Below are 19,914 nucleotides of genomic sequence, written 5' to 3'. Positions count from 1 at the left end.
GTCAACCACTACTTCCCCCAGATCGCGCGAAGAACCTTTTTTTTGCCTGTACGCCAAGTTTGCGTCTTAATGATTGACACGCAAGTGGTGATCTCATTAAGATTGCGAGCTTTCCGTTTGACGGCCTGCTTACCCGGCCTGACAAAAATCGAGGTTTTAAATGAAGACGTTTTCTGCCAAGCCGCACGAGGTCAAGCGCGACTGGTTCGTTGTCGACGGCACGGACAAGGTGCTTGGCCGTCTTGCCGCCGAAGTGGCTCGCCGTTTGCGCGGCAAGCACAAGGCCATCTACACCCCGCACGTTGACACGGGCGACTTCATCGTCGTCGTCAACGTCGAGAAGCTGCGCGTGACCGGCAACAAGGCGCAGGACAAGAAGTACTACCGTCACTCGGGTTACCCGGGCGGTATCTACGAAACCAACTTCACCAAGCTCCAGCAGCGTTTCCCCGAGCGCGTGCTCGAGAAAGCGGTGAAGGGCATGCTGCCGAAGGGCCCCCTGGGCTACGCCATGCTGAAGAAGCTGAAGTGCTACGCGGGTCCGTCGCATCCGCACACCGCTCAGCAGCCGCAAGTTCTCGAGATCTGAAGGAGCCGATAGATGGCTGTCACTTACAACTACGGTACCGGTCGCCGCAAGACTGCGGTCGCTCGCGTGTTCATCAAGCCGGGCACCGGCAACATCGTCGTCAACGGCAAGCCGGTTGACGAGTTCTTCTCGCGTGAAACTGGCCGCATGATCGTGCGCCAGCCGCTGGTCCTGACCGGCAGCGAAGGCAAGTTCGACATCATGGTCAACGTCACCGGTGGTGGCGAGTCCGGTCAGGCCGGCGCCGTGCGTCATGGCATCACCCGCGCTCTGGTCGACTACAACGCCGAGCTCAAGGGCGACCTGCGCGCTGCAGGCTTCGTTACCCGCGATGCGCGTGAAGTCGAGCGTAAGAAAGTCGGTCTGCGCAAGGCGCGCCGCGCGAAGCAATTCTCCAAGCGTTAATCGCTGGTGTCTGCAAAAAGAGCCGTCCTTCGGGGCGGCTTTTTGCATTTCGGCGTCGGGGAACGGCTGGTGTCTGATCGTCATCCGATCTTCACTGCATCGTGGTGGCGACAGTGCGATAATCGCGACCGTGTCCTGTCTGCATTCAAGGAAGCGAGATGATCAAGGTTGGTGTTGTCGGCGGTACCGGTTACACGGGCGTGGAGTTGCTGCGTCTGCTTTCGCGCCACCCGGAGGTGACGCTCACGGCCATCACCTCGCGCGGCGAGGCCGGCATGCCGGTGGCCGAGATGTTCCCGAGCCTGCGTCGCCGCGTCGACCTGAAGTTCGTGACGCCGCAGGATGCGCAGCTCGAGCAGTGCGACGCGGTGTTCTTCGCCACGCCCAACGGCATCGCGATGAAGCAGGCGGCCGAGCTCGTCGCGGCAGGTGTGCGCGTGATCGACCTGGCGGCGGACTTCCGCATCCGCGATGTCGCCGAGTGGCAGAAGTGGTACGGCATGGAGCATGCCGCGCCCGAACTGGTGGCCGAGGCCGTATATGGGCTGCCGGAGGTCAATCGCGAACAGATCCGCAAGGCGCGTGTGCTGGCGAACCCGGGCTGCTATCCGACTGCGGTTCAGCTGGGTTTCCTGCCGCTGGTCGAAGCCGGGCTAGTCGATACCGATCACCTCATCGCCGATGCCAAGTCGGGTGTGTCGGGCGCCGGCCGCAAGGCTGAGGTGCATACCTTGTTGCCCGAGGCGGCAGACAGCTTCAAGGCCTACGGTGTGCCTGGCCACCGCCACCTGCCCGAGATCCGCCAGGGCCTCTCGCTCGCGGCAGGAAATCCGGTCGGATTGACCTTCGTCCCGCATCTGACGCCGATGATCCGCGGTATCCATGCGACGCTGTACGGCCGTATCAAGTCGGGTGTGGAGGTTCCGGATCTGCAGGCGTTGTTCGAGAAGCGCTATGCGCATGAAGCCTTCGTGGATGTGATGCCGGCCGGCAGTCATCCGGAGACGCGTTCGGTGCGCGCCTCCAACCTGTGCCGTATTGCCGTGCATCGTCCCCAGGGTGGTGACACCATCGTCGTCCTGTCGGTGATCGACAACCTCGTGAAGGGGGCGGCGGGCCAGGCGGTGCAGAACCTCAACATCATGTTCGGCTTCGATGAAGAGGCCGGGCTGGACATCGTGCCGGTAAGCCCCTGACGGGAACCTCGCACACGGAATACGATCCGAGACTTTGACGATTGCAGAGCGGATGGCGCATCATCCGCCGCATACCCCACAGAGGAGAAAACATGAGCGCAGAAGTCGCAACCCCCGACATCCTGGTCTTCACCGATAGCGCCGCGAACAAGGTTCGCGAACTGATCGAGGAGGAAGGCAATCCCGCGCTGAAACTGCGCGTGTTCGTCAGCGGCGGTGGCTGCTCAGGCTTCCAGTATGGCTTCACCTTCGACGAGGAGGTGAACGAGGACGACACCACTTACGAGAAGAACGGCGTGATGCTGTTGATCGATCCGATGAGCTACCAGTATCTGGTTGGCGCCGAGATCGATTACACCGAGGGGCTTGAGGGCTCGCAGTTCGTCATTCGCAACCCGAATGCGACCAGCACCTGCGGCTGCGGCTCATCGTTCTCTGCGTGAGTCTTGGTCGCTGAAAGGAAAATGGGGCGCCGCGGCGCCCCATTTTCTTGATGCCGGCCGCTGGCTGGCGGCCTTTCAGTTCGCGCTCGCCAGTTCGTAATTGAGCAGGGCAAAGCGCTCGCGCAGCGGAGCGGTGTCGCGCTGGAAGGCGGCAAGTTCCTTCGGGCTAAGTGCATCGGCCATCGGCAGTGCGATGGACATCGGATCCTTGGGAACCTTGTTGATGTGCACCTCGTAATGCAGGTGCGGGCCGGTGCACCAGCCGGTGCAACCCACGTAACCGATCATATCTCCCTGGCTGACAGCCTGGCCCTTGCCAAGGCCTTTGGCAAAACCGTTGAGATGAGCGTAATGGGTCGTGATGCCGTTGCGGTGCCTGAGCACGATCAGGTTGCCGAAACCGTTCTGCGTGCCGATGAATTCGACGGTGCCGTCGGAGGTGGCCTTGATTGGTGTGCCGGTCGGTGCAGCGAAATCCGTACCGTTATGGTTGCGCCAACTCTTGTGGATCGGGTGCAGGCGGCGGCCGAAGCTGGAACTGACGCGCGAGAACTCGAGCGGTGAGCGCAGGAAGCCCTGACGCAGGCTGCGACCGTCGTCGGAGTAATACTGTTCCTTGCCGCTCGGCCCGCGGTAGAGCACCACAGCGTGGCGCTTGCCCTGATTGATGAACTCGGCTGCAAGGATCCGGCCGGCACGAACCGGGTTGCCTTCCTCGTAGATCGCTTCGTAAATCACGTTGAAGCGGTCGTCCTTGCGCAGGTCGGTATGGAAGTCGATCCAGGTGCCGAAGATCTCGGCCATCTGCGTTGCGACGTTGTCGGGCACGCCGGCAGCATCAGTCGCACCGAAAAGCGAACTGCGGATCACGCCCGAGCGCATTTCGACCAGCGTGCTCTGGGCAATGCTTTCGGATTCCCGCAGCTTGAGCGTACCGCTGTCGTCGCGTTCGACAATCACGCGGCGCTCGCCGTTGCCGAGGGGCAGGCTGAACGAGCGCAGGCGGCCGTCCTGCTGAACCATTGCCATGACGGTGCGGCCCGCACGAAGCTGGCGGACGGCCTGCTTGCCTTCGTCCGAAGCGGATAGGAAGGCCAGTGCGTCGGCGTCGGCGATGCTGAGGCGGCGGAACAGGGCTTGCAGCGTATCGCCGGCCTGAATCCGCTCGCTATGGACGAAGGGCAGGTCGGTCTCGGTTTCGAGCGCAATCTTGGGCGCTGGCAGAGTCTCGATCACGGCCTGCACGGAAATCCCGGCGAGATCGTCGCCCGGTGCGACGGCGGTTGCCGCGACGACGCCCATCAGCGAGGCGCTGACGACGCCGCCAAGGATCCAAGGCCGTGCGCGCGTAAGGAGTTGTGCCGGCAGTTCGGCTAGAATTCGGGTCTTTCTCGCCTGCATGAGCTCACTGGGCCTGGATGGGCAAAAAATTTCCGGAAGTTTATCAAAGTTATCCCTGCATCCGGAAAGGTATTTTTGGAGAAATTGAATGACTGATGTTCAGGCGGCCATCGAGCTGATCAAACGCGGCAGCGATGCCCTTCTGCTCGAGGTCGAGCTGGTCGAGCGCCTCAAGACCGGACGGCCGCTTCGGGTCAAGGCGGGCTTCGATCCAACGGCGCCGGATCTTCATCTGGGGCACACGGTGCTGATCAACAAGATGCGCCATTTCCAGGAGCTGGGGCACCAAATCCTGTTCCTGATCGGCGACTTCACCGGCATGATCGGCGATCCCAGCGGCAAGAACGCGACGCGACCGCCGTTGTCTCGCGAGCAGATCATGGAGAACGCCAAGACCTACCAGGAGCAGGTGTTCAAGATCCTCGACCCGGAAAAGACCGAGATCTGCTTCAACTCGGCCTGGATGGAGGGGCTAGGCTCGGCCGGCATGATCCGGCTGGCCTCGCAGCAGACCGTGGCGCGCATGCTCGAGCGCGACGACTTCGCCAAGCGTTACGGCAGCAACCAGCCGATCGCGATCCACGAGTTCCTTTATCCGCTGTGTCAGGGCTACGACTCGGTGGCGATGAAGGCTGACGTCGAGCTGGGCGGCACCGATCAGCGCTTCAACCTGCTGATGGGGCGCGAGCTGCAGAAGCACTATGGCCAGCATCCGCAGTGCGTGCTCATGATGCCACTGCTCGAGGGCCTGGACGGCGTCAACAAGATGTCGAAGTCGCTCGGCAACTACATCGGCATCTCCGAGGCGCCGAAGGAGATCTTCGGCAAGACGATGTCGGTGTCCGATACGCTGATGTGGCGCTACTACGACCTGCTGTCGTTCCGCTCGACGGCCGAGATCGAGGGGCTCAAGCGCGACGTCGAGGGCGGGCGCAACCCGCGCGACGTCAAGGTGATGCTGGCGCAGGAGCTGGTCGCGCGCTTCCACGGCGCGCGTGCGGCGCAGGAGGCGCTGGCGGATTTCGAGGCCCTCTTCCAGCGCAACGCCATTCCGGATGACATCCCGCAGGTCAATGTCGTGGCCGGCAGGGAGGGCATGCCCCTGTTCCAGGTGCTGAAGCAGGCCGGCCTGACGGGCAGCACGTCCGAAGCCATGCGCATGATCGAGCAGGGTGCGGTGAAGCTCAACGGCGAGCGCGCGGACGACAAAGGCTTGCTGCTGAAGGCTGGCGAGACGGTCGTGATGCAGGTGGGCAAGCGCAAGTTCGCGTCGGTGGTGCTGGCTTGACCGGCGTCCGCGCGAGGGGCATGAAGTGAGTCCTGCCGAAGCTTCGCGCCCCATCGGCGTGTTCGATTCGGGCGTCGGCGGTCTGACCGTCGTTCGTGCGCTGATGGAGCGCCTGCCGCTGGAGAGCATCGTGTATTTCGGCGACACGGCGCGCGTGCCCTACGGCGTGAAGTCGGTGGCGACGATAGAGCACTTCACCGCCCAGATCACCGACTTCTTGCTACAGCGCGACGTCAAGATGCTGATCATCGCCTGCAACACCATGGCGGCGGTCGCGGCCGAGGTGGTGCACCGGCTGGCGCGAGGCATTCCGGTGCTCGACGTCATCGAGGCTGGCGCCCGCGCGGCGGTGTCGACTTCGACAGGGCGGCGCATCGGCGTGATCGGCACGCCGACAACGATCAACAGCAATGCCTACGCGCGGCGCATGCACGAGCTCGATCCGTCGGTGCGCGTGTATTCGCAGGCCTGCCCCCTGTTCGTGCCGCTGGTGGAGGAGGGTTGGCTCGACCATCCTGTGACCCGCCTTACGGCACAGGAGTATCTCCGCCCGGTGCTGGCCGAGGAAGTCGACAGCCTGGTGCTGGGCTGCACGCATTACCCGTTGCTGAAGCCCTTGCTGCGAGATGTGGCGGGGGCCGGTGTGCGGTTGATCGACTCCGCCGTAACGACCGCCGAACTTGCCGCGCAGCGCCTGCAGCAGGAAGGTCTGACGCGGCAGGGCGGCGCGGCGGCGGACTATCGCTTCGTTGTCAGCGACGTTCCGCTCCGCTTCCAGACGATCGGCGAGCGTTTCCTCGGACGGTCCCTCGGACAGGTGGAAAAAGTCGACTGGTAGGTCACCAGGCGGATGCCGGCGCTGGCAATCGGCGCGCGATCAAGCCGGGCCAGTCGCGACCGGTCGGCGAGGATCCGCGCACCACTCGCTCCACGATCCGGCATAGAGGCGCGATCCGGTCAGGCCGGCCGACTCCATCGCCAGCACATTCATGCAGGCGGTGACGCCCGAACCACATTGATGGACGACCTGAGCGGGAGGATGTCCTTTCAGCAGGGTGCCAAATTCCTCGCGTAGCACCGAAGCCTGCTTGAAGCAGCCATCCGCCGTCAGGTTGTCGCGAAAGAAGCGGTTGATTGCGCCGGGAATATGACCGCCGACCGGGTCGAGGATCTCGTTCTCACCCCGAAACCGGTCGGGGCTGCGTGCATCGATCAGAAGCATGTCGGGTTTGCCGAGATGGGACGCAACGAAATCGGCATCGACGCGGGCGGCACGCAGAGAAAGCGTGTAGGTACTGGTGCGGGGAGGTGGAAGCTCCGTGTCGAGAGGGAAACCCGCACGGCACCACGCCTGCAGGCCGCCATCCAGCACGGCGGTGCGGTCGTGTCCGAGCCAGCGCAACAGCCACCACAGGCGCGCCGCGAACATGCCACTGGCGTCGTCGTAGGCGACGACCTGGGTGTGATTGGAGACACCGCAGCGTTCGAGTTGCGCGGCAAGCTGCGCGGGGTCGGGCAGGGGGTGGCGTCCATTGCGCCCCGTCTTCGGTGCAGACAGGTCGGTCTCGAGGTCGATGAAGTAAGCCCCCGGAAGATGGCCTTCTCCATAGACGCGGCGCCCGAACCCGCTGTCGTTCAGGTCGAAGCGGCAGTCGAAGACGATCCAGTCGGGGTCACGAAGCCTTTGTGCAAGCTCGCCGGCCCCGATCAGGGTCGTGTACGAGGCGTTCACTCGACGGTCTCGGCTGCGCTTCCGAGCCAGTCGCGGGCCTCCGCCTCGTCGTCGAAGACCTGTACCTCAGCATCGACGAACAACTGAGACACCCACGCGCTCCAGGTCAACCACTGGTCGTCGGTGAGCACGGCGATGCGACGGAAGTCATGCGAATGCTGGCGCGAGAACTTGACTTCTTCCCAGGCGACATCGAGCGTGAAGCCCACCATTTCGCGCAGGTCGAACAGCAGATCGATTGGGCCACTGAACTGGATCTTGTAGTTCACCAGTTCCTCGAACTCCTTGTAGTCGGCCAGTGCGAACTCGCCGAACACGGTAACGGCGACGAGCCTGTCGCGATGCTCGATGTTGATCATGATGCCCTCCGCCTTGCCAGAAAGGATGCCCCTACTATAGCCCTCGACGGGTTCGCGCTCAATCGTGCAGGGCCCGCGCCAGGCGGGGCTTGCGCGCGGGCAGGGAGATCAGGATTGCGCTTGCGACGATCAGTGCGATCCCAACCCAGCTCGACCAAGGCATGATCTCGTTCCAGAACAGGGCACCGAACAGGCTGGCGAAAACGACGGTTGCGTAGCTGAGGTTGGCGGACACCAGCGTCCGCCCATAGCGGTAGGAGCGGGTCATCGCCAGTTGCGCGAGTCCGCCGAAGACGCCCACGCCGAGCAGGGTGAAGAGCTCCCTGGCGTCCGGTGCATGCGGTCCGGCATACAGGGCGCCGACCAGACCGAACAGACTGGTGACGAGCGAGAACCAGAATACGGTACGCACCTCCGGCTCGCCCGCCCGGCCCAGCTCGCGCACGCTGACATAGGCGATGCTCGCCACTGCACCCGAGCCGAGGCCGGCCAAGGCCCCGAGCCATTGGTCGGCGGACAGGGTGGGGCGCAACAGCAGCACCACCCCAGCGAAACCGACCAGGATCGCCACCAGTGCGGACCGGCGCAGGCGCTCGCCGAAGACCGCTGCCAGCAGCAGGGCGACGAAGATCGGCGAGGTGTAATTGAGCGTAACCGCGGTCGCCAATGGCAGGATGCCGATGGCGAAGAAATAGCAGCTCAGCGCGACTGAGCCGGACACGCTGCGCGACACATGCATGCGCCAGTGCGGTGTCCGCAGGGAGACGCCCTGAAGCCGGGCGAGACCGATCATCATCAACATGCTGACGAAGCCGCGATAGAACACGACTTCGCCGGTGGAAAACGTTTCCGCCCCGAACTTGACGCACACCCCCATGGCGGCGAACAGCAGGCAGGAAACGAGCATCCAGAGGGAGGGCATGGCGGTGACGTTGCAGTGCAGCGATACGGCAGCGCATTGAAGCACACTGCCTGCCGCCGTGGGGGAAAAGCTGCCGCTACGCGGCGCTCGCCAACGTGCGCGGGAGGCGAACCGTCGCCAACAGACCGCCGTCGGGGTGGTTCTGCAGGCTGACCTCGCCACGCTGGCGCCGCAGCAGATTTCGGGTGATCGCCAGCCCTAGGCCGGTGCCGCCGGTCTCGCGGTTGCGCGACGTCTCGACCCGGTAGAAGGGCTCGAAGACCTTCTCCAGCTCGTCCTCGGGCAGGCCCGGGCCGTGGTCCCGGATGCAGATCTCGAAGGCGTCGCTTTCCGGCGTAACCGTGATCGCAACCGCATTGCCAAACTTCACCCCGTTCTCGATCAGATTCCACAGGGCTCGCCGCACTGCGCCGGGCTGGGCGTGCAGTGGCGCGCCGGCGTGGCCATTCAGGCTGACCTGCCAGCCCATGTCTTCGGCGTCGTCGCGCAAGGCTTCGAGCAGGCGATCCAGGTCGATTGCCTGCGCAGGTGCGGCGTCGTCGAGACTGCGTGCGTATGCGAGCCCTTCCTTGACCAGCACCTGCATGCTGTCCAGATCGGCCTGGATGCGCGCGCGCAGGGCCTCATCGTCGACCAGCTCGGCCCTGAGGCGCAGCCGCGTGATCGGTGTCTGCAGATCGTGCGAGATGGCGGCGAGGATGCGGGTCCGCTCGCTCACATGCTCGCGGATCCGTTTCTGCATCTGGTTGAAGGCGTCGGCGGCGCGCACCACCTCGGTTGGGCCACGGGTCGGCAGTGGAGGACTGTTTGGGTCTTCGCCCAGTGCGCGTGCCGCGTCGGCCATGCGTGACAGGGGGCGGGTGGCGAGCCTGACCGCAATCCAGGTCAGCAGTCCCACGCCGCCGATCAGCGCGGTCAGTGCCGCCAGCAGGCGCCCCGGTTCTGGCGGGCGGATGCTGGGCGTGGGCGGGATGCCTGGCAGGCGGATCAGCAACGGCTGGCCATCGGCGAGAGTGACGGAGACGATCAGCGCCGCGTGTGGCGCGCCGTTGCGGTGATGAAGATGGATTCTGGTTTCGCGCTCGGGCATCGCGGTGCGCAGTGCCGACCCGAGCGGGTGGCCGTCAGGGGCGGGGCGAAGGTGTTCAGGAATGGGGCGCAGCGAAAGGCGCAGTCGACGGCGACCGAGTTCGTCGATCCAGCGTTCGCGCTCGGCTGGGCTCAGTCGGTCGAGCACGTCGGCGGTTGCCGCGATTTCCTGCGCCACGCCTTCGAACAGCGCGGCGCGACCGACACGCTCGCGCTCACCGACGAAAAGCGTGAAGCTCACCGCCAGCACGATGGCAATGCCGACGAGCCAGATCAGCATCAGGCGCGAGAACAGGCTGCGCGGCCAAAGCATCCTCATGGGGCCTCCGGTCCGCCATCGGCCGCCGCGCTGACCTCGGCGGCCAGCACGTAACCCTCGTTGCGCACCGTCTTGATGATGGCGGGTTCGCGGGCGTTGTCGCCGAGCCGCTGGCGCAGGCGGCTGACCTGGAGGTCGATGGAGCGATCGAAGACGTCCGCCTCGCGCCCCTGCGTGAGTTCCATCAGCTGATCGCGGGACAGGATCTTCTGCGGGTGCGACAGAAACACCGAGAGCATGCGGTACTCGGCGCCCGACAGGGCAACGACCGTATCGTTGGTGTCGATCAGGTGCCGATTGACGGTATCGAGACGCCAGTTGGCGAAATGCAGTTCGCGCGCGTTGGCGGGTGGCACCGCGTCCAGGTTGGGCGGCAGGGCGCGGGTCCGGCGCAGCACCGCGCGGATGCGCGCATAGAGCTCGCGCGGCACGAAAGGCTTGGTCAGGTAGTCGTCGGCGCCCATCTCCAGGCCGAGGATGCGGTCCATGTCCTCGCCGCGCGCGGTGAGCATCAGAATGGGCGTGTTCGCCTGGGGGCCACCTGCAGCGCGCAGATTGCGGCATAGAGTCAGGCCGTCGTCGCCGGGCATCATGATGTCGAGCACGATCAGGTCGATGCGGTGTTGCTCGAGCACCGCCTTCATTTCGCGCCCATCGGCCGCCGTGCTGCAGCGCAGGCCCTGCTTCTCGAGGTAATCCGCAAGCAGGCCGCGGATGTCGCGGTCGTCGTCGACGATAAGGATGTGGTCTTGATGGTTCATCGCGCGTTCTCCATGGCGCGCATCTTACGGCCCGCGGCTGTCGTGTTTGTATCCCAGCGTATCAAACCCGGCCGATGTGACACGAAGCTGCAATACGGCGTGCCTGGGACAAATGGCGCTTACATCGCGGTGCTGTAATGGCTTCGTCGCCCGAACGTTCGGGTGCCGGAAACAGCAGACCCAATAGGAGAGCATCATGAAAACCTGGATCAAGTCTTCGATCGCCGCCGCCGTCATCGCCACCGGCGCCCTTGGAACAACCGCCGCACTTGCATGGGGCGGCCAGTGCGACGGTCCGCGGGGTGGCAAGGCCGGCTGGTCGAAGATGGAGCCGGAACAGATGAAGGCGAAAATGGCCGAGCGTGCCGACTTGCACCTCGCACGCCTGGAGCTGGCGCTGGCCCTGACGCCCGAGCAGAAGCCCGCGTTCGAGACCTTCAAGGCCGACATGAAGGCGCGTGGCGAGCGCATGGCCGCCGCGATGACCGAGCGGCGCGAGGCCGCCCAGCCGAAGACGGCAGTCGAGCGCATGGCAGCGATGGAGGAGATGACCAAGCTGCGCGCGACCGAGTTGGCCGATAGCCGTAAGTCGATCGAGCGCTTCTATGCGACGCTGAGCGATCCGCAGAAGACCGTGTTCGACGCCGAATTCCGCGCCTTCGGCGGCAAGGGCATGCGTGACGGCATGCGCGGTGGTCCGCGCGATGGCGGCGGGCCGCGCATGGGGCAGGACCGCGGCTGAGCAATCAGCGCTACCCACGACACAGCACAATGAAAAAGCCACCCCCGCGGGGGTGGCTTTTTCATCAGAGAGGCCGGGCGACGTGCGTCGCCCGCGACGCTTCTTAGTGGAACTGCTCTTCTTCGGTCGAGCCGGTCAGGGCCTTGACCGAGGACGAGCCGCCCTGGATCACGGTGGTGACTTCGTCGAAGTAACCGGTGCCGACTTCCTGCTGGTGGGACACGAAGGTGTAGCCCTGTTCGCGAGCGGCGAATTCCGGTTCCTGAACCATTTCGACGTAGTGCTTCATGCCTTCGCCGCGAGCGTAAGCGTGGGCGAACTTGAAGGTGTTGTACCAGTTGACGTGGATACCAGCCAGGGTGATGAACTGGTACTTGTAGCCCAGCGCCGACAGTTCTTCCTGGAAGGAGGCGATCTGCGAGTCGTTGAGGTTCTTCTTCCAGTTGAAGGACGGCGAGCAGTTGTAGGACAGCAGCTTGCCCGGGCAGGCGGCCAGCACGGCCTGGGCAAATTCGCGGGCGAAGCCGATGTCGGGCACGCCGGTTTCGCACCACACCAGGTCGGCGTAGGGGGCGTAAGCGACGCCGCGGGAGATGGACTGCTCCAGGCCGTTCTTGACGCGGTAGAAGCCTTCCTGGGTGCGCTCACCGGTGAGGAAGGGCTTGTCGTTGGCGTCGTAGTCGGAGGTGATCAGGTTGGCGGCCTCGGCATCGGTACGGGCCAGGATCAGCGTCGGGACACCCATGACGTCGGCGGCGAAACGGGCCGAGATCAGCTTCTCGATGGCTTCACGGGTCGGCACCAGCACCTTGCCACCCATGTGACCGCACTTCTTGGCAGCGGCCAGCTGGTCTTCGAAGTGCACACCGGCGGCACCGGCGGCGATCATGTTCTTCATCAGTTCGAAGGCGTTCAGCACGCCGCCGAAACCGGCTTCAGCGTCAGCGACGATCGGCAGGAAGTAGTCGATGAATTCCTTGTCGCCCGGGTTGATGCCACGCGACCACTGGATCTCGTCAGCACGCTTGAAGGTGTTGTTGATGCGGCGAACCATGGTCGGCACCGAGTCGTAGGCGTACAGCGACTGGTCCGGGTACATGGTTTCGGAGGTGTTGCCGTCGGCGGCGACCTGCCAGCCGGACAGATACACGGCTTCCAGACCGGCCTTGGCTTGTTGCATGGCCTGACCGGCGGTGATCGCGCCGAAGGCGTTCACATAACCCTTCTTGGCGCCGCCGTTGACCTTCTCCCACAGCACCTTGGCGCCACGCTGGGCGAGGGTGTACTCGGGCTGGAGGCTGCCACGCAGGCGGACCACGTCGGCTGCGGTGTAACCGCGCTTGACGCCCTTCCAGCGGGGGTTTTCAGCCCAGTCTTTTTCCAGGGCGGCGATTTGCTGTTCGCGGGTCAGAGTCATGATGCTTCCTTTTCAGTGCAGAAGGGTGTCAACCATCGCGGTCGGTTCAGGCGCCCGTCGCGGTGTTCCTGCCGCAACGTTTCCGAGGGAGAAAAGCGTTGCAGATGGGGTGCAGTATAGGAGGCATCCTGCGCAGCAGCAATAGGTCTTATATAAGATATAAGAAAAAATCTTGTTCAAAAAAAACAAAAGGTTGAGATTGATGTTTTGCTATACGAAACGGCAATGAGCTTTGTGAAATGGATCGGGTGCGGTGTGTTGCTGCGCTGCGGCGCGTCGGTGCGCTCGGCGCCCGAACGGCCTGCTTTGGCCGCCGGGCAGCATGCCGTCACGACAATTCAGACGAGCGCCTGTTCGGCGACGATGACGCCGTCCTCGTCCGCATACACATAGTGTCCGGGTTGGAAGGTCACGCCGCCGAAGGTGACGGGAACATCGACCTCGCCCACGTTGCGTTTGACCGTCTTGCGCGGGTGAGTGCCGAGGGCGAACACACCAAGGTCCATCTCGCCGATGGCCTTCGAGTCACGGATGCAGCCATACACGATGATGCCTGCCCAGCCGTTCTTGACCGCCAGCTCCGCGAGCTGGTCACCGACCAGGGCGCAGCGCATCGACGCGCCGCCGTCGATCACCAGCACGCGGCCGTTACCGGCGGATTCGACTGCCTTGCGCACGAAGGAGTTGTCTTCGAAGATCTTCAGTGTGCTGATCGGGCCGCCAACGGCGCTGCGACCGCCGTAGCTGCCGAACATGGGGCTGACGACGTTGATCTTGTCCTCGTGGGCGTCGCACAGATCGGCTGTCTGGATGTTCATGTCTGTTCCTCGTCTCGGGATGGATTGCGGGCCGGCAAGTCCGGTCTGCGCGCATGATAGTCGAGCGATGCAGGCCTCGTGGCGGGAGTCGGGCGCAAAAAAAGCGCACCCCGCAGGGTGCGCCCTCTTGATCGGCCTGCCTGCTCAGACGGCTTCGGCAGCAGCTTCCTCGAACACCAGCTTGACCTTGTCGTCCTCGTCGAGATCGATCGTCACCCTGCCACCATTGACCAGGCGCCCGAACAGCAACTCGTCCGCCAGGGCGGCGCGGATGGTGTCCTGGATGAGGCGGGCCATGGGCCGGGCGCCCATCAGCGGATCGAAGCCCTTCTCGGCCAGCCAGGCTTTCAGCTCGTCGGTGAAGTGCGCTTCCACCTTCTTCTCGTGCAACTGGGCCTCGAGCTGCATCAGGAACTTGTCGACCACGCGCAGGATGACTTCGTTGTCGAGCGCCTTGAACGAGATCGTCGCATCCAGGCGGTTGCGGAACTCCGGCGTGAACATGCGCTTGATGTCGGCCATCTCGTCGCCGGTCTCGCGCTTGGCGGAGAAGCCCATGACGGACTTCTGCATCGTTTCGGCGCCCGCGTTGGTGGTCATGATGATGATCACGTTGCGGAAGTCCGCCTGGCGGCCGTTGTTGTCGGTCAGCGTCCCGTGGTCCATCACCTGCAGCAGGATGTTGTAGATGTCCGGGTGGGCCTTCTCGATCTCGTCGAGCAGCAGCACGCAATGCGGCTTCTTGGTGATCTGCTCGGTCAGCAGGCCGCCCTGGTCGAAGCCGACGTAGCCCGGCGGCGCACCGATCAGCCGGCTCACCGCGTGGCGCTCCATGTATTCGGACATGTCGAAGCGCACCAGTTCGATACCCAGCGTGTAGGCGAGCTGGCGGGCGACTTCGGTCTTGCCGACGCCTGTCGGCCCCGAGAACAGGAAGGAGCCGATCGGTTTCTGCGGGTTGCCGAGGCCCGAACGCGACATCTTGATTGCCTTGGCCAGCGCCTCGATCGCGGCGTTCTGGCCGAACACCACGTTCTTGAGGTCGCGCTCCAGCGTCTTCAACGCAGCCTTGTCGTCGTTCGACACGGTGCGCGGCGGAATGCGGGCGATCTTGGCGACGATCTCCTCGATCTCGTTGCGACCGATGGTCTTCTTCTGTCTGGACTTCGGCAGGATGCGCTGGGCCGCACCGGCCTCGTCGATGACGTCGATCGCCTTGTCCGGCAGGTGGCGGTCGTTGATGTACTTGGCCGACAACTCCGCCGCGCTCGACAGCGCAGAGCTCGAGTACTTGATGCCGTGATGCTCCTCGAAGCGGCTCTTGAGGCCCTTCAGGATCTCGACCGTCTCGGCCACCGATGGCTCCACCACGTCGATCTTCTGGAAGCGCCGCGACAGCGCGTGGTCCTTCTCGAAGATCTGGCGGAACTCGTTGTAGGTGGTCGCGCCGATGCACTTGAGCTGGCCCGAGGACAGTGCGGGCTTGAGCAGGTTCGATGCGTCCAGTGTTCCGCCCGACGCCGCGCCCGCACCGATCAGGGTGTGGATCTCGTCGATGAAGAGGATGGCGTTCGGGTTCTCGGTGAGCTGCTTCAGTACCGCCTTCAGGCGTTGCTCGAAGTCGCCGCGATACTTGGTGCCGGCGAGCAGGGCGCCCATGTCGAGCGCGAACACCTGCGCGTTCTCGAGAATCTCGGGTACCCGGCCCTCGATGATGCGGCGCGCGAGGCCTTCCGCGATCGCGGTCTTGCCGACGCCGGCCTCGCCGACGAGCAGGGGATTGTTCTTGCGCCGGCGGCACAGGGTCTGGATGACGCGCTCGACTTCCTTCTCGCGCCCGATCAGCGGGTCGATCTTGCCGACCAGGGCCTGCTGGTTGAGGTTCTGCGTGTAGCTCTCGAGCGCGCCGCCTGCCTGCTTCTCGTCCGATTCCTGTTCGCCCTGTTCGGACTCGCCCCGGGTTTGCGATGCGCCACCCTGCGGAGGCGCCTTGGCAATGCCATGCGAGATGAAATTGACGACGTCGAGTCGGGAGATGTTCTGCCGCTGCAGATAATAAACGGCGTGCGAATCCTTTTCGCCGAAGATCGCAACGAGGACGTTGGCGCCGGTCACCTCTTTCTTGCCCGAGGACTGCACGTGCAGGATCGCGCGCTGGATCACCCGCTGGAAGCCGAGCGTCGGCTGCGTGTCGATCTCTTCGCTGCCTTCGATACGCGGCGTGTGTTCGTTGATGAAGTTGGTCAGCTCGCGACGCAACTCGTCGATATCGGCGGCGCAGGCGCGCAACACCTCGGCAGCCGACGGGTTGTCCAGCAGCGCGAGCAACAGATGCTCCACGGTGATGAACTCGTGTCGTTTCTGACGTGCCTCCACGAAAGCCATGTGCAGGCTCACTTCAAGCTCTTGCGCGATCATTCAGTTTTCCTCCATCACGCATGCCAGCGGATGTTGATGCTGACGAGCAAACGAGGCGACCTGCTCCACCTTGGTCGATGCGATGTCTCGGGGAAAGACACCGCAGATCCCCATGCCCTCTCTGTGAACTTGGAGCATGACTCGCGTGGCACGTTCGCGATCCATGCCGAAATATTTCTGTAGAACTTCGACCACGAAATCCATCGGGGTGTAGTCATCGTTCAGCAGAAGCACCTTGTACAGGGGCGGCGGACGGGTGCGCGTCCTTTTCGCCTCGAGGACGAATTCGTTCTGTTTCCGGGTACCCATGAAATTCATTCTAATGAAGTCGGAGCCGAGTGCAACACGCTAAGAAATCACGCTTGCCACGCAATGTCCTCGCCTGCCGGTGACGATGATCGCGTACTGGGAGCGCAACATCGATCGTGCACTGCGGCAAAAGAGATAAATGCGCGAACGACATGAAAAAGCCCTGGAAAGCATGGCAGAGTCCGCGGCTTTTGTTGTTGCGATGCGGAAAAAATAGCTGGATGTAAACCGTTGACGGTGCCGGAGCAACTGCGTAAAAGCTAGGCCGTGCGCAGGCTTGAGCTTAATTCGTGGGGCTTTGTTGCTTCTCAAGTAGCTGGCGGCGCCGATGTACCAGCCGGAGCTCCGGCTGTATCAAGCAACCTTGAAGGAACGAAGCAATATGGCAACTGGCACCGTGAAGTGGTTCAACGATTCCAAGGGTTTTGGTTTCATCACGCCCGATGATGGCAGTGAAGACCTGTTTGCGCATTTCTCCGCCATCAACATGAGCGGTTTCAAGAGCCTGAAAGAGGGTGAGAAGGTTTCCTTCGAGGTCACCCAGGGCCCCAAGGGTAAGCAGGCTTCGAACATCCAGCGCGCCTGATCCGGGTGTTGCGGGGTGGCGCGTCCGACGCGTCAGCGCCGGACGCAAAAGCAGAAGGGCCATCGATATCGATGGCCCTTCTGCTTTCTGGAGTCAGTACGTCCCGGTCGGCTGCCGTCAAAAGCAGCCGAAGGCACTTACTTCAGCTTGACTTCCTTGTACGGCACGTGCTTGCGGGCGACGGGGTCGTACTTGTTGAACTCGAGCTTTTCCGGGGTGGTGCGCTTGTTCTTCGACGTGGTGTAGAAGTGACCCGTACCAGCGGTCGACTCCAGCTTGATCTTTTCGCGGATGCCCTTGGCCATGGCGTTCTCCGTTCAGTGCGGTTGCTTACAGCTTCTCGCCGCGGGCGCGAAGCTCGGCAACGACGACGTCGATGCCTTTCTTGTCGATGGTGCGCAGACCGGCGTTGGAAACGCGCAGGCTGATCCAGCGGTTCTCGCCTTCGCTCCAGAACCGGCGGTTTTGCAGGTTCGGCAGGAAACGGCGCTTGGTTTTGTTGTTGGCGTGGGAAACGTTATTTCCCACCATCGGTGCTTTACCGGTCACTTGGCAGACGCGAGCCATACGATGCTCCAGGGAATTCTGATTGCGGAAAACGCACGAGGATAATGCATCCTCGGTCGGGAAGGCAAGTGTTGCGTGCGGATCTTGCTCGTCGGGGGCGGATTAAATCGCTTTTCGGGCGTTACAGCAAGCCGCGTTCGGCAAATGACACAGGTGCACCGTGCGACGGGACGACAAAATGGTCCAGCACCCTTACATCCACAAGGGCCAGTGCGTCCTTGAGCGCGCGGGTCAGCATCTCGTCGGCGGTGCTGGGCTCGGCGGCACCAGAGGGATGGTTGTGGGCGAGGATCACGGCTGCAGCGTTGTGCGCCAGTGCCAGCTTGACGACCTCGCGCGGGTAGACGCTGGTCTGGGTGAGTGCATACTAACTGCGGATTTGCTATCCTGCCCGTAGTCTGCAAAAGCGACGGGGGAGGTGCTTGATATGAGCGGCAATGCCGGGGTGAGCCATCGCGGGGTCAGTGCCCGCCTGAGCGGCTATGGCTGCGCCGTGGAGGTGCTATGTCGCGCGTAATCTCGTACACCCGCTTCAGCACGCGGCGGCAAGCGGCGGGTGACTCGTATCGGCGACAAACCGAGGCTGCTCTGAAATGGTGCAAGCAGCACGGTCACGAGCTTGACACGACGCTGCGGCTTGAAGATCTTGGTGTCAGCGGCTACTCCGGCGCGAATGCTAAGCGCGGTGCGCTCGGGGTACTGCAGCTGATGACGCTCGAAGGCAAGCTTGAGCCCGGCACGATATTACTGATTGAAGCGTTCGACCGGCTCACCCGTCTGCCTTTGCCTGACGCGTACGAGTTGCTGCTGTCGCTCGTGAATAACGGCTTGACGATTGTCACGCTGACCGACGGCAAGGTGTGGTCGAAGCGCACAATGTCGTCGCTTGAGTCGTTCTTGCTGTCGCTCGTTACGCTCTACCGCGGGCACCAGGAAAGCGAATACAAGTCGCAGCGCCTGCGTGAAACGTTCGCCACGCATCGCAAGCGCGGATCGCGTGAAGCGTTCGGCAGCGCGCCGGGGTGGCTCACGCGAAGCGACAAGACGGCGCCCTGGCAGATTATCGAAGAGCGCGCAGAGAGTGTACGCAAAGTGTTCGAACTTGCTGCGAAGGGGCTTGGCGGCAAGGCGATAGCGAAGATCGCGAACGAGGAAAGCTGGCCCGTACCAACGCGGCTCAACTTGACGGGCAAGCGCTGGCATGCGCAGATGCCCGGACAGCTGCTTCGCAACAGGGCTGTGCTCGGCGAGCATGAGCACCGGATCCAAACGCACGAAGCACGGGCTGAACATTGGCGAGGCCGCGGGACCGGCATTGCCCGGGTTGACTATTATCCGCGCATCATATCCGATGAGCTGTGGCATCGTGCGCGCGCTGCGATTGAGTCGCGAAAAATTGCGCCGCGCCGGGATCGACATTACTTCAATATTTTCAGTGGCTTGCTTTTCTGCGGGCACTGCGGGGCTCCGATGCAGCGCAAGATCGAGCGACGCGGCTGGAGCCGTGCGCAGCTTGTGTGCGCAGATAAAGTCGCCGGCGCGACGAAGTGCCCGACTGGCGCGGCGCTGCAGACCGATGAGCACTTGCTGCTCGCGATTTTTGCCGAAGCAACTGACATGCTCGGCAGCGACGCAACGCGCAAGATTGAAGAGCGCATCGCTGTGCTGGACTCGCAGTTCAAGCGCTTGCGTGATGAGAGCGAGCGCATCGCTGATGCAATCGCAACGACCGGCGGGAGGGTGACGGCGCTCATCAGCAAGGCTGAGCAGCTGCAAGAAGAGCTTCTCAACTGTGCGTTGCAACGCGAAACGCTTGCCGTTGAGCTTGCGCTGACCGACGGCAGTAGCGCAGAGCTTGATGTTGACTGGATCAGCGATGCGCGCGACATGCTGTACGAGATTAGCGATGCAGCGCGTGAGGCCCGGGCGTCGCTGCATCTGCGCATTGCGCGGCTCGTCGAGACGGTGTGGCTGTATCCATACGAGGTTGCGATGATCCGCTTCAAGAATGGCCTGATGAAGCCTGTGCCGCTGCCGCCGAAGCAGTTGCCGTCGCGCGCGAAACCGGAGGCGAAATATCACAAGCCGCCGGCGCGCAAGATCAAGCCGCAGCCGCTGCAAATGATGGCACTACGTGGGCAGCTTGAGCTGCCGGAGCCCCGGCGGCCGGCACCCGCGCTACAGCATCAGGCGGCGCCGCTGCTGTATGAGCCTGATGCCCCGGGGGCTGCGCAGGAGGGCTCAGGTGGGGCGCAATAGCCGCGGGCTGTGGGGTGGTCGGCAAGGGGTCACGATGGGGCTGTGTTGGCGCTATGCGACTAGCCAGCGCAGCTGGCGGCCTGGCTATTTGAGGGTGGGCGCTGAGCCGCCGCGGCATGGGGTTGCTGTTCGCCGCGCGGGTGGCTTCCTTATGGCCAGGGCCGGCTGCTCGCCGGCCGCGCTGTTCAGTGTCCGCGCGTGCCTGCGTTGGCTCCGCGCTGAGCCCGCTCTGCGGGCCTGGCGATTCGAGCGGGGTGTCGGGCTGACGTGGCTTACTCAAAAGAGAAGCCCCGC

The 19,914-nt window shown here is 63.4% G+C and carries 21 protein-coding genes and 1 pseudogene; 9 read left to right on the top strand and 13 right to left on the bottom strand.

The window, feature by feature from the left end:
• Nucleotides 1-160: 160 nt before the first annotated feature.
• The 4 genes from rplM to erpA all read left to right on the top strand — a co-directional run bounded on the left by rplM (nt 161) and on the right by erpA (nt 2,633).
• Complete coding sequence (gene rplM, locus CGK74_RS18135; RefSeq protein WP_004258894.1) at nt 161-589, top strand: 50S ribosomal protein L13; 429 nt, start codon at nt 161-163, stop codon at nt 587-589.
• Between the two features lie 12 nt (nt 590-601).
• Entirely contained in the window at nt 602-994 is a 393-nt protein-coding gene (rpsI, locus tag CGK74_RS18130) for a 30S ribosomal protein S9 (protein WP_094269775.1), read from the top strand.
• Between the two features lie 158 nt (nt 995-1,152).
• Nucleotides 1,153-2,190 carry an N-acetyl-gamma-glutamyl-phosphate reductase gene (argC, locus tag CGK74_RS18125; RefSeq protein ID WP_094269774.1) on the top strand — a complete coding sequence of 346 codons (1,038 nt, stop codon included), beginning with the start codon at nt 1,153-1,155 and terminating at the stop codon, nt 2,188-2,190.
• A 92-nt stretch (nt 2,191-2,282) separates the two neighbouring features.
• Entirely contained in the window at nt 2,283-2,633 is a 351-nt protein-coding gene (erpA, locus tag CGK74_RS18120; protein WP_004258884.1) for an iron-sulfur cluster insertion protein ErpA, read from the top strand.
• 75 nt (nt 2,634-2,708) lie between these two features.
• On the opposite strand, the gene CGK74_RS18115 is transcribed toward erpA, so the two are convergent.
• Nucleotides 2,709-4,034 (bottom strand): peptidoglycan DD-metalloendopeptidase family protein, encoded by a 1,326-nt coding sequence (locus CGK74_RS18115; RefSeq protein ID WP_094269773.1) that lies wholly within the window; start codon nt 4,032-4,034, stop codon nt 2,709-2,711.
• 88 nt (nt 4,035-4,122) lie between these two features.
• Between CGK74_RS18115 and tyrS the strand changes: the two genes are divergently transcribed.
• Nucleotides 4,123-5,322: a tyrosine--tRNA ligase gene (tyrS, locus tag CGK74_RS18110; protein WP_094269772.1), complete on the top strand. Its 1,200-nt coding sequence runs from the start codon at nt 4,123-4,125 to the stop codon at nt 5,320-5,322.
• 25 nt (nt 5,323-5,347) lie between these two features.
• Complete coding sequence (murI, locus tag CGK74_RS18105; RefSeq protein WP_094269771.1) at nt 5,348-6,160, top strand: glutamate racemase; 813 nt, start codon at nt 5,348-5,350, stop codon at nt 6,158-6,160.
• 39 nt (nt 6,161-6,199) lie between these two features.
• Here murI and CGK74_RS18100 read toward each other — a convergent pair whose 3' ends face one another.
• From CGK74_RS18100 to CGK74_RS18080, 5 genes are all read right to left on the bottom strand, one after another.
• Nucleotides 6,200-7,054, bottom strand: a complete 855-nt coding sequence (locus CGK74_RS18100; protein ID WP_094269770.1) for a sulfurtransferase — start codon at nt 7,052-7,054, stop codon at nt 6,200-6,202.
• Nucleotides 7,051-7,413: a SpoIIAA family protein gene (locus CGK74_RS18095; protein ID WP_094269769.1), complete on the bottom strand. Its 363-nt coding sequence runs from the start codon at nt 7,411-7,413 to the stop codon at nt 7,051-7,053. The genes CGK74_RS18100 and CGK74_RS18095 overlap by 4 nt, the downstream gene beginning before the upstream one ends.
• Nucleotides 7,414-7,471: 58 nt before the next feature.
• Nucleotides 7,472-8,335, bottom strand: coding sequence for a DMT family transporter (locus CGK74_RS18090; RefSeq protein WP_094269768.1), 864 nt, complete (start codon nt 8,333-8,335; stop codon nt 7,472-7,474).
• 76 nt (nt 8,336-8,411) lie between these two features.
• On the bottom strand, nt 8,412-9,743 hold the full coding sequence (locus tag CGK74_RS18085; RefSeq protein ID WP_094269767.1) for an ATP-binding protein: 1,332 nt from the start codon (nt 9,741-9,743) through the stop codon (nt 8,412-8,414).
• The gene (locus CGK74_RS18080; RefSeq protein WP_094269766.1) at nt 9,740-10,504 is read right to left on the bottom strand and encodes a response regulator; all 765 of its coding nucleotides are present in this window, start codon (nt 10,502-10,504) and stop codon (nt 9,740-9,742) included. Before CGK74_RS18080 ends, CGK74_RS18085 begins: the two co-directional genes overlap by 4 nt.
• Before the next feature lie 196 nt (nt 10,505-10,700).
• On the opposite strand from CGK74_RS18080, the gene CGK74_RS18075 reads away from it, so the two are divergent.
• Nucleotides 10,701-11,246, top strand: a complete 546-nt coding sequence (locus CGK74_RS18075) for a Spy/CpxP family protein refolding chaperone (protein ID WP_094269765.1) — start codon at nt 10,701-10,703, stop codon at nt 11,244-11,246.
• 103 nt (nt 11,247-11,349) lie between these two features.
• Here CGK74_RS18075 and aceA read toward each other — a convergent pair whose 3' ends face one another.
• The 4 genes from aceA to clpS form a co-directional block, all read right to left on the bottom strand.
• On the bottom strand, nt 11,350-12,663 hold the full coding sequence (gene aceA, locus CGK74_RS18070) for an isocitrate lyase (RefSeq protein WP_094269764.1): 1,314 nt from the start codon (nt 12,661-12,663) through the stop codon (nt 11,350-11,352).
• A 338-nt stretch (nt 12,664-13,001) separates the two neighbouring features.
• Nucleotides 13,002-13,481, bottom strand: coding sequence for a ribonuclease E activity regulator RraA (gene rraA, locus CGK74_RS18065; RefSeq protein ID WP_094269763.1), 480 nt, complete (start codon nt 13,479-13,481; stop codon nt 13,002-13,004).
• A gap of 144 nt (nt 13,482-13,625) precedes the next feature.
• Nucleotides 13,626-15,899: an ATP-dependent Clp protease ATP-binding subunit ClpA gene (gene clpA / locus CGK74_RS18060; RefSeq protein ID WP_094269762.1), complete on the bottom strand. Its 2,274-nt coding sequence runs from the start codon at nt 15,897-15,899 to the stop codon at nt 13,626-13,628.
• Nucleotides 15,900-16,208, bottom strand: coding sequence for an ATP-dependent Clp protease adapter ClpS (clpS, locus tag CGK74_RS18055; RefSeq protein WP_004258840.1), 309 nt, complete (start codon nt 16,206-16,208; stop codon nt 15,900-15,902).
• 382 nt (nt 16,209-16,590) lie between these two features.
• Here clpS and CGK74_RS18050 point away from each other — a divergent pair, with 382 nt between their 5' ends.
• Nucleotides 16,591-16,794 carry a cold-shock protein gene (locus CGK74_RS18050; protein ID WP_002924494.1) on the top strand — a complete coding sequence of 68 codons (204 nt, stop codon included), beginning with the start codon at nt 16,591-16,593 and terminating at the stop codon, nt 16,792-16,794.
• 137 nt (nt 16,795-16,931) lie between these two features.
• Here the strand turns inward: CGK74_RS18050 and rpmG are convergent, their stop codons facing one another.
• From rpmG to CGK74_RS18035, 3 genes and pseudogenes are all read right to left on the bottom strand, one after another.
• On the bottom strand, nt 16,932-17,099 hold the full coding sequence (rpmG, locus tag CGK74_RS18045; RefSeq protein WP_004258834.1) for a 50S ribosomal protein L33: 168 nt from the start codon (nt 17,097-17,099) through the stop codon (nt 16,932-16,934).
• Between the two features lie 25 nt (nt 17,100-17,124).
• Nucleotides 17,125-17,361 (bottom strand): 50S ribosomal protein L28, encoded by a 237-nt coding sequence (rpmB, locus tag CGK74_RS18040; RefSeq protein WP_004258827.1) that lies wholly within the window; start codon nt 17,359-17,361, stop codon nt 17,125-17,127.
• 121 nt (nt 17,362-17,482) lie between these two features.
• Nucleotides 17,483-17,722 (bottom strand): annotated as a pseudogene (locus CGK74_RS18035) (JAB domain-containing protein); the annotation flags it as partial.
• A gap of 143 nt (nt 17,723-17,865) precedes the next feature.
• Here CGK74_RS18035 and CGK74_RS18030 point away from each other — a divergent pair.
• Nucleotides 17,866-19,620 carry a recombinase family protein gene (locus tag CGK74_RS18030; protein WP_094269761.1) on the top strand — a complete coding sequence of 585 codons (1,755 nt, stop codon included), beginning with the start codon at nt 17,866-17,868 and terminating at the stop codon, nt 19,618-19,620.
• Nucleotides 19,621-19,914 lie beyond the last annotated feature (294 nt).

The organism is Thauera propionica, assembly GCF_002245655.1.
Classification (GTDB): Bacteria; Pseudomonadota; Gammaproteobacteria; order Burkholderiales; family Rhodocyclaceae; genus Thauera; species Thauera propionica.
This window is presented reverse-complemented; position numbering and strand designations above follow the sequence as displayed.

Excerpts from the sequence above, each read along its gene's own strand:
- rplM (WP_004258894.1), top strand. The coding sequence starts at position 161 with ATGAAGACGTTTTCTGCCAAGCCGCACGAGGTCAAGCGCGACTGGTTC.
- rpsI (WP_094269775.1), top strand. The coding sequence starts at position 602 with ATGGCTGTCACTTACAACTACGGTACCGGTCGCCGCAAGACTGCGGTC.
- argC (WP_094269774.1), top strand. The coding sequence starts at position 1,153 with ATGATCAAGGTTGGTGTTGTCGGCGGTACCGGTTACACGGGCGTGGAG.
- erpA (WP_004258884.1), top strand. The coding sequence starts at position 2,283 with ATGAGCGCAGAAGTCGCAACCCCCGACATCCTGGTCTTCACCGATAGC.
- CGK74_RS18115 (WP_094269773.1), bottom strand. The coding sequence starts at position 4,034 with ATGCAGGCGAGAAAGACCCGAATTCTAGCCGAACTGCCGGCACAACTC.
- tyrS (WP_094269772.1), top strand. The coding sequence starts at position 4,123 with ATGACTGATGTTCAGGCGGCCATCGAGCTGATCAAACGCGGCAGCGAT.
- CGK74_RS18095 (WP_094269769.1), bottom strand. The coding sequence starts at position 7,413 with ATGATCAACATCGAGCATCGCGACAGGCTCGTCGCCGTTACCGTGTTC.
- CGK74_RS18090 (WP_094269768.1), bottom strand. The coding sequence starts at position 8,335 with ATGCCCTCCCTCTGGATGCTCGTTTCCTGCCTGCTGTTCGCCGCCATG.
- CGK74_RS18085 (WP_094269767.1), bottom strand. The coding sequence starts at position 9,743 with ATGAGGATGCTTTGGCCGCGCAGCCTGTTCTCGCGCCTGATGCTGATC.
- CGK74_RS18080 (WP_094269766.1), bottom strand. The coding sequence starts at position 10,504 with ATGAACCATCAAGACCACATCCTTATCGTCGACGACGACCGCGACATC.
- CGK74_RS18075 (WP_094269765.1), top strand. The coding sequence starts at position 10,701 with ATGAAAACCTGGATCAAGTCTTCGATCGCCGCCGCCGTCATCGCCACC.
- aceA (WP_094269764.1), bottom strand. The coding sequence starts at position 12,663 with ATGACTCTGACCCGCGAACAGCAAATCGCCGCCCTGGAAAAAGACTGG.
- rraA (WP_094269763.1), bottom strand. The coding sequence starts at position 13,481 with ATGAACATCCAGACAGCCGATCTGTGCGACGCCCACGAGGACAAGATC.
- clpA (WP_094269762.1), bottom strand. The coding sequence starts at position 15,899 with ATGATCGCGCAAGAGCTTGAAGTGAGCCTGCACATGGCTTTCGTGGAG.
- clpS (WP_004258840.1), bottom strand. The coding sequence starts at position 16,208 with ATGGGTACCCGGAAACAGAACGAATTCGTCCTCGAGGCGAAAAGGACG.
- CGK74_RS18050 (WP_002924494.1), top strand. The coding sequence starts at position 16,591 with ATGGCAACTGGCACCGTGAAGTGGTTCAACGATTCCAAGGGTTTTGGT.
- rpmG (WP_004258834.1), bottom strand. The coding sequence starts at position 17,099 with ATGGCCAAGGGCATCCGCGAAAAGATCAAGCTGGAGTCGACCGCTGGT.
- rpmB (WP_004258827.1), bottom strand. The coding sequence starts at position 17,361 with ATGGCTCGCGTCTGCCAAGTGACCGGTAAAGCACCGATGGTGGGAAAT.
- CGK74_RS18030 (WP_094269761.1), top strand. The coding sequence starts at position 17,866 with ATGTCGCGCGTAATCTCGTACACCCGCTTCAGCACGCGGCGGCAAGCG.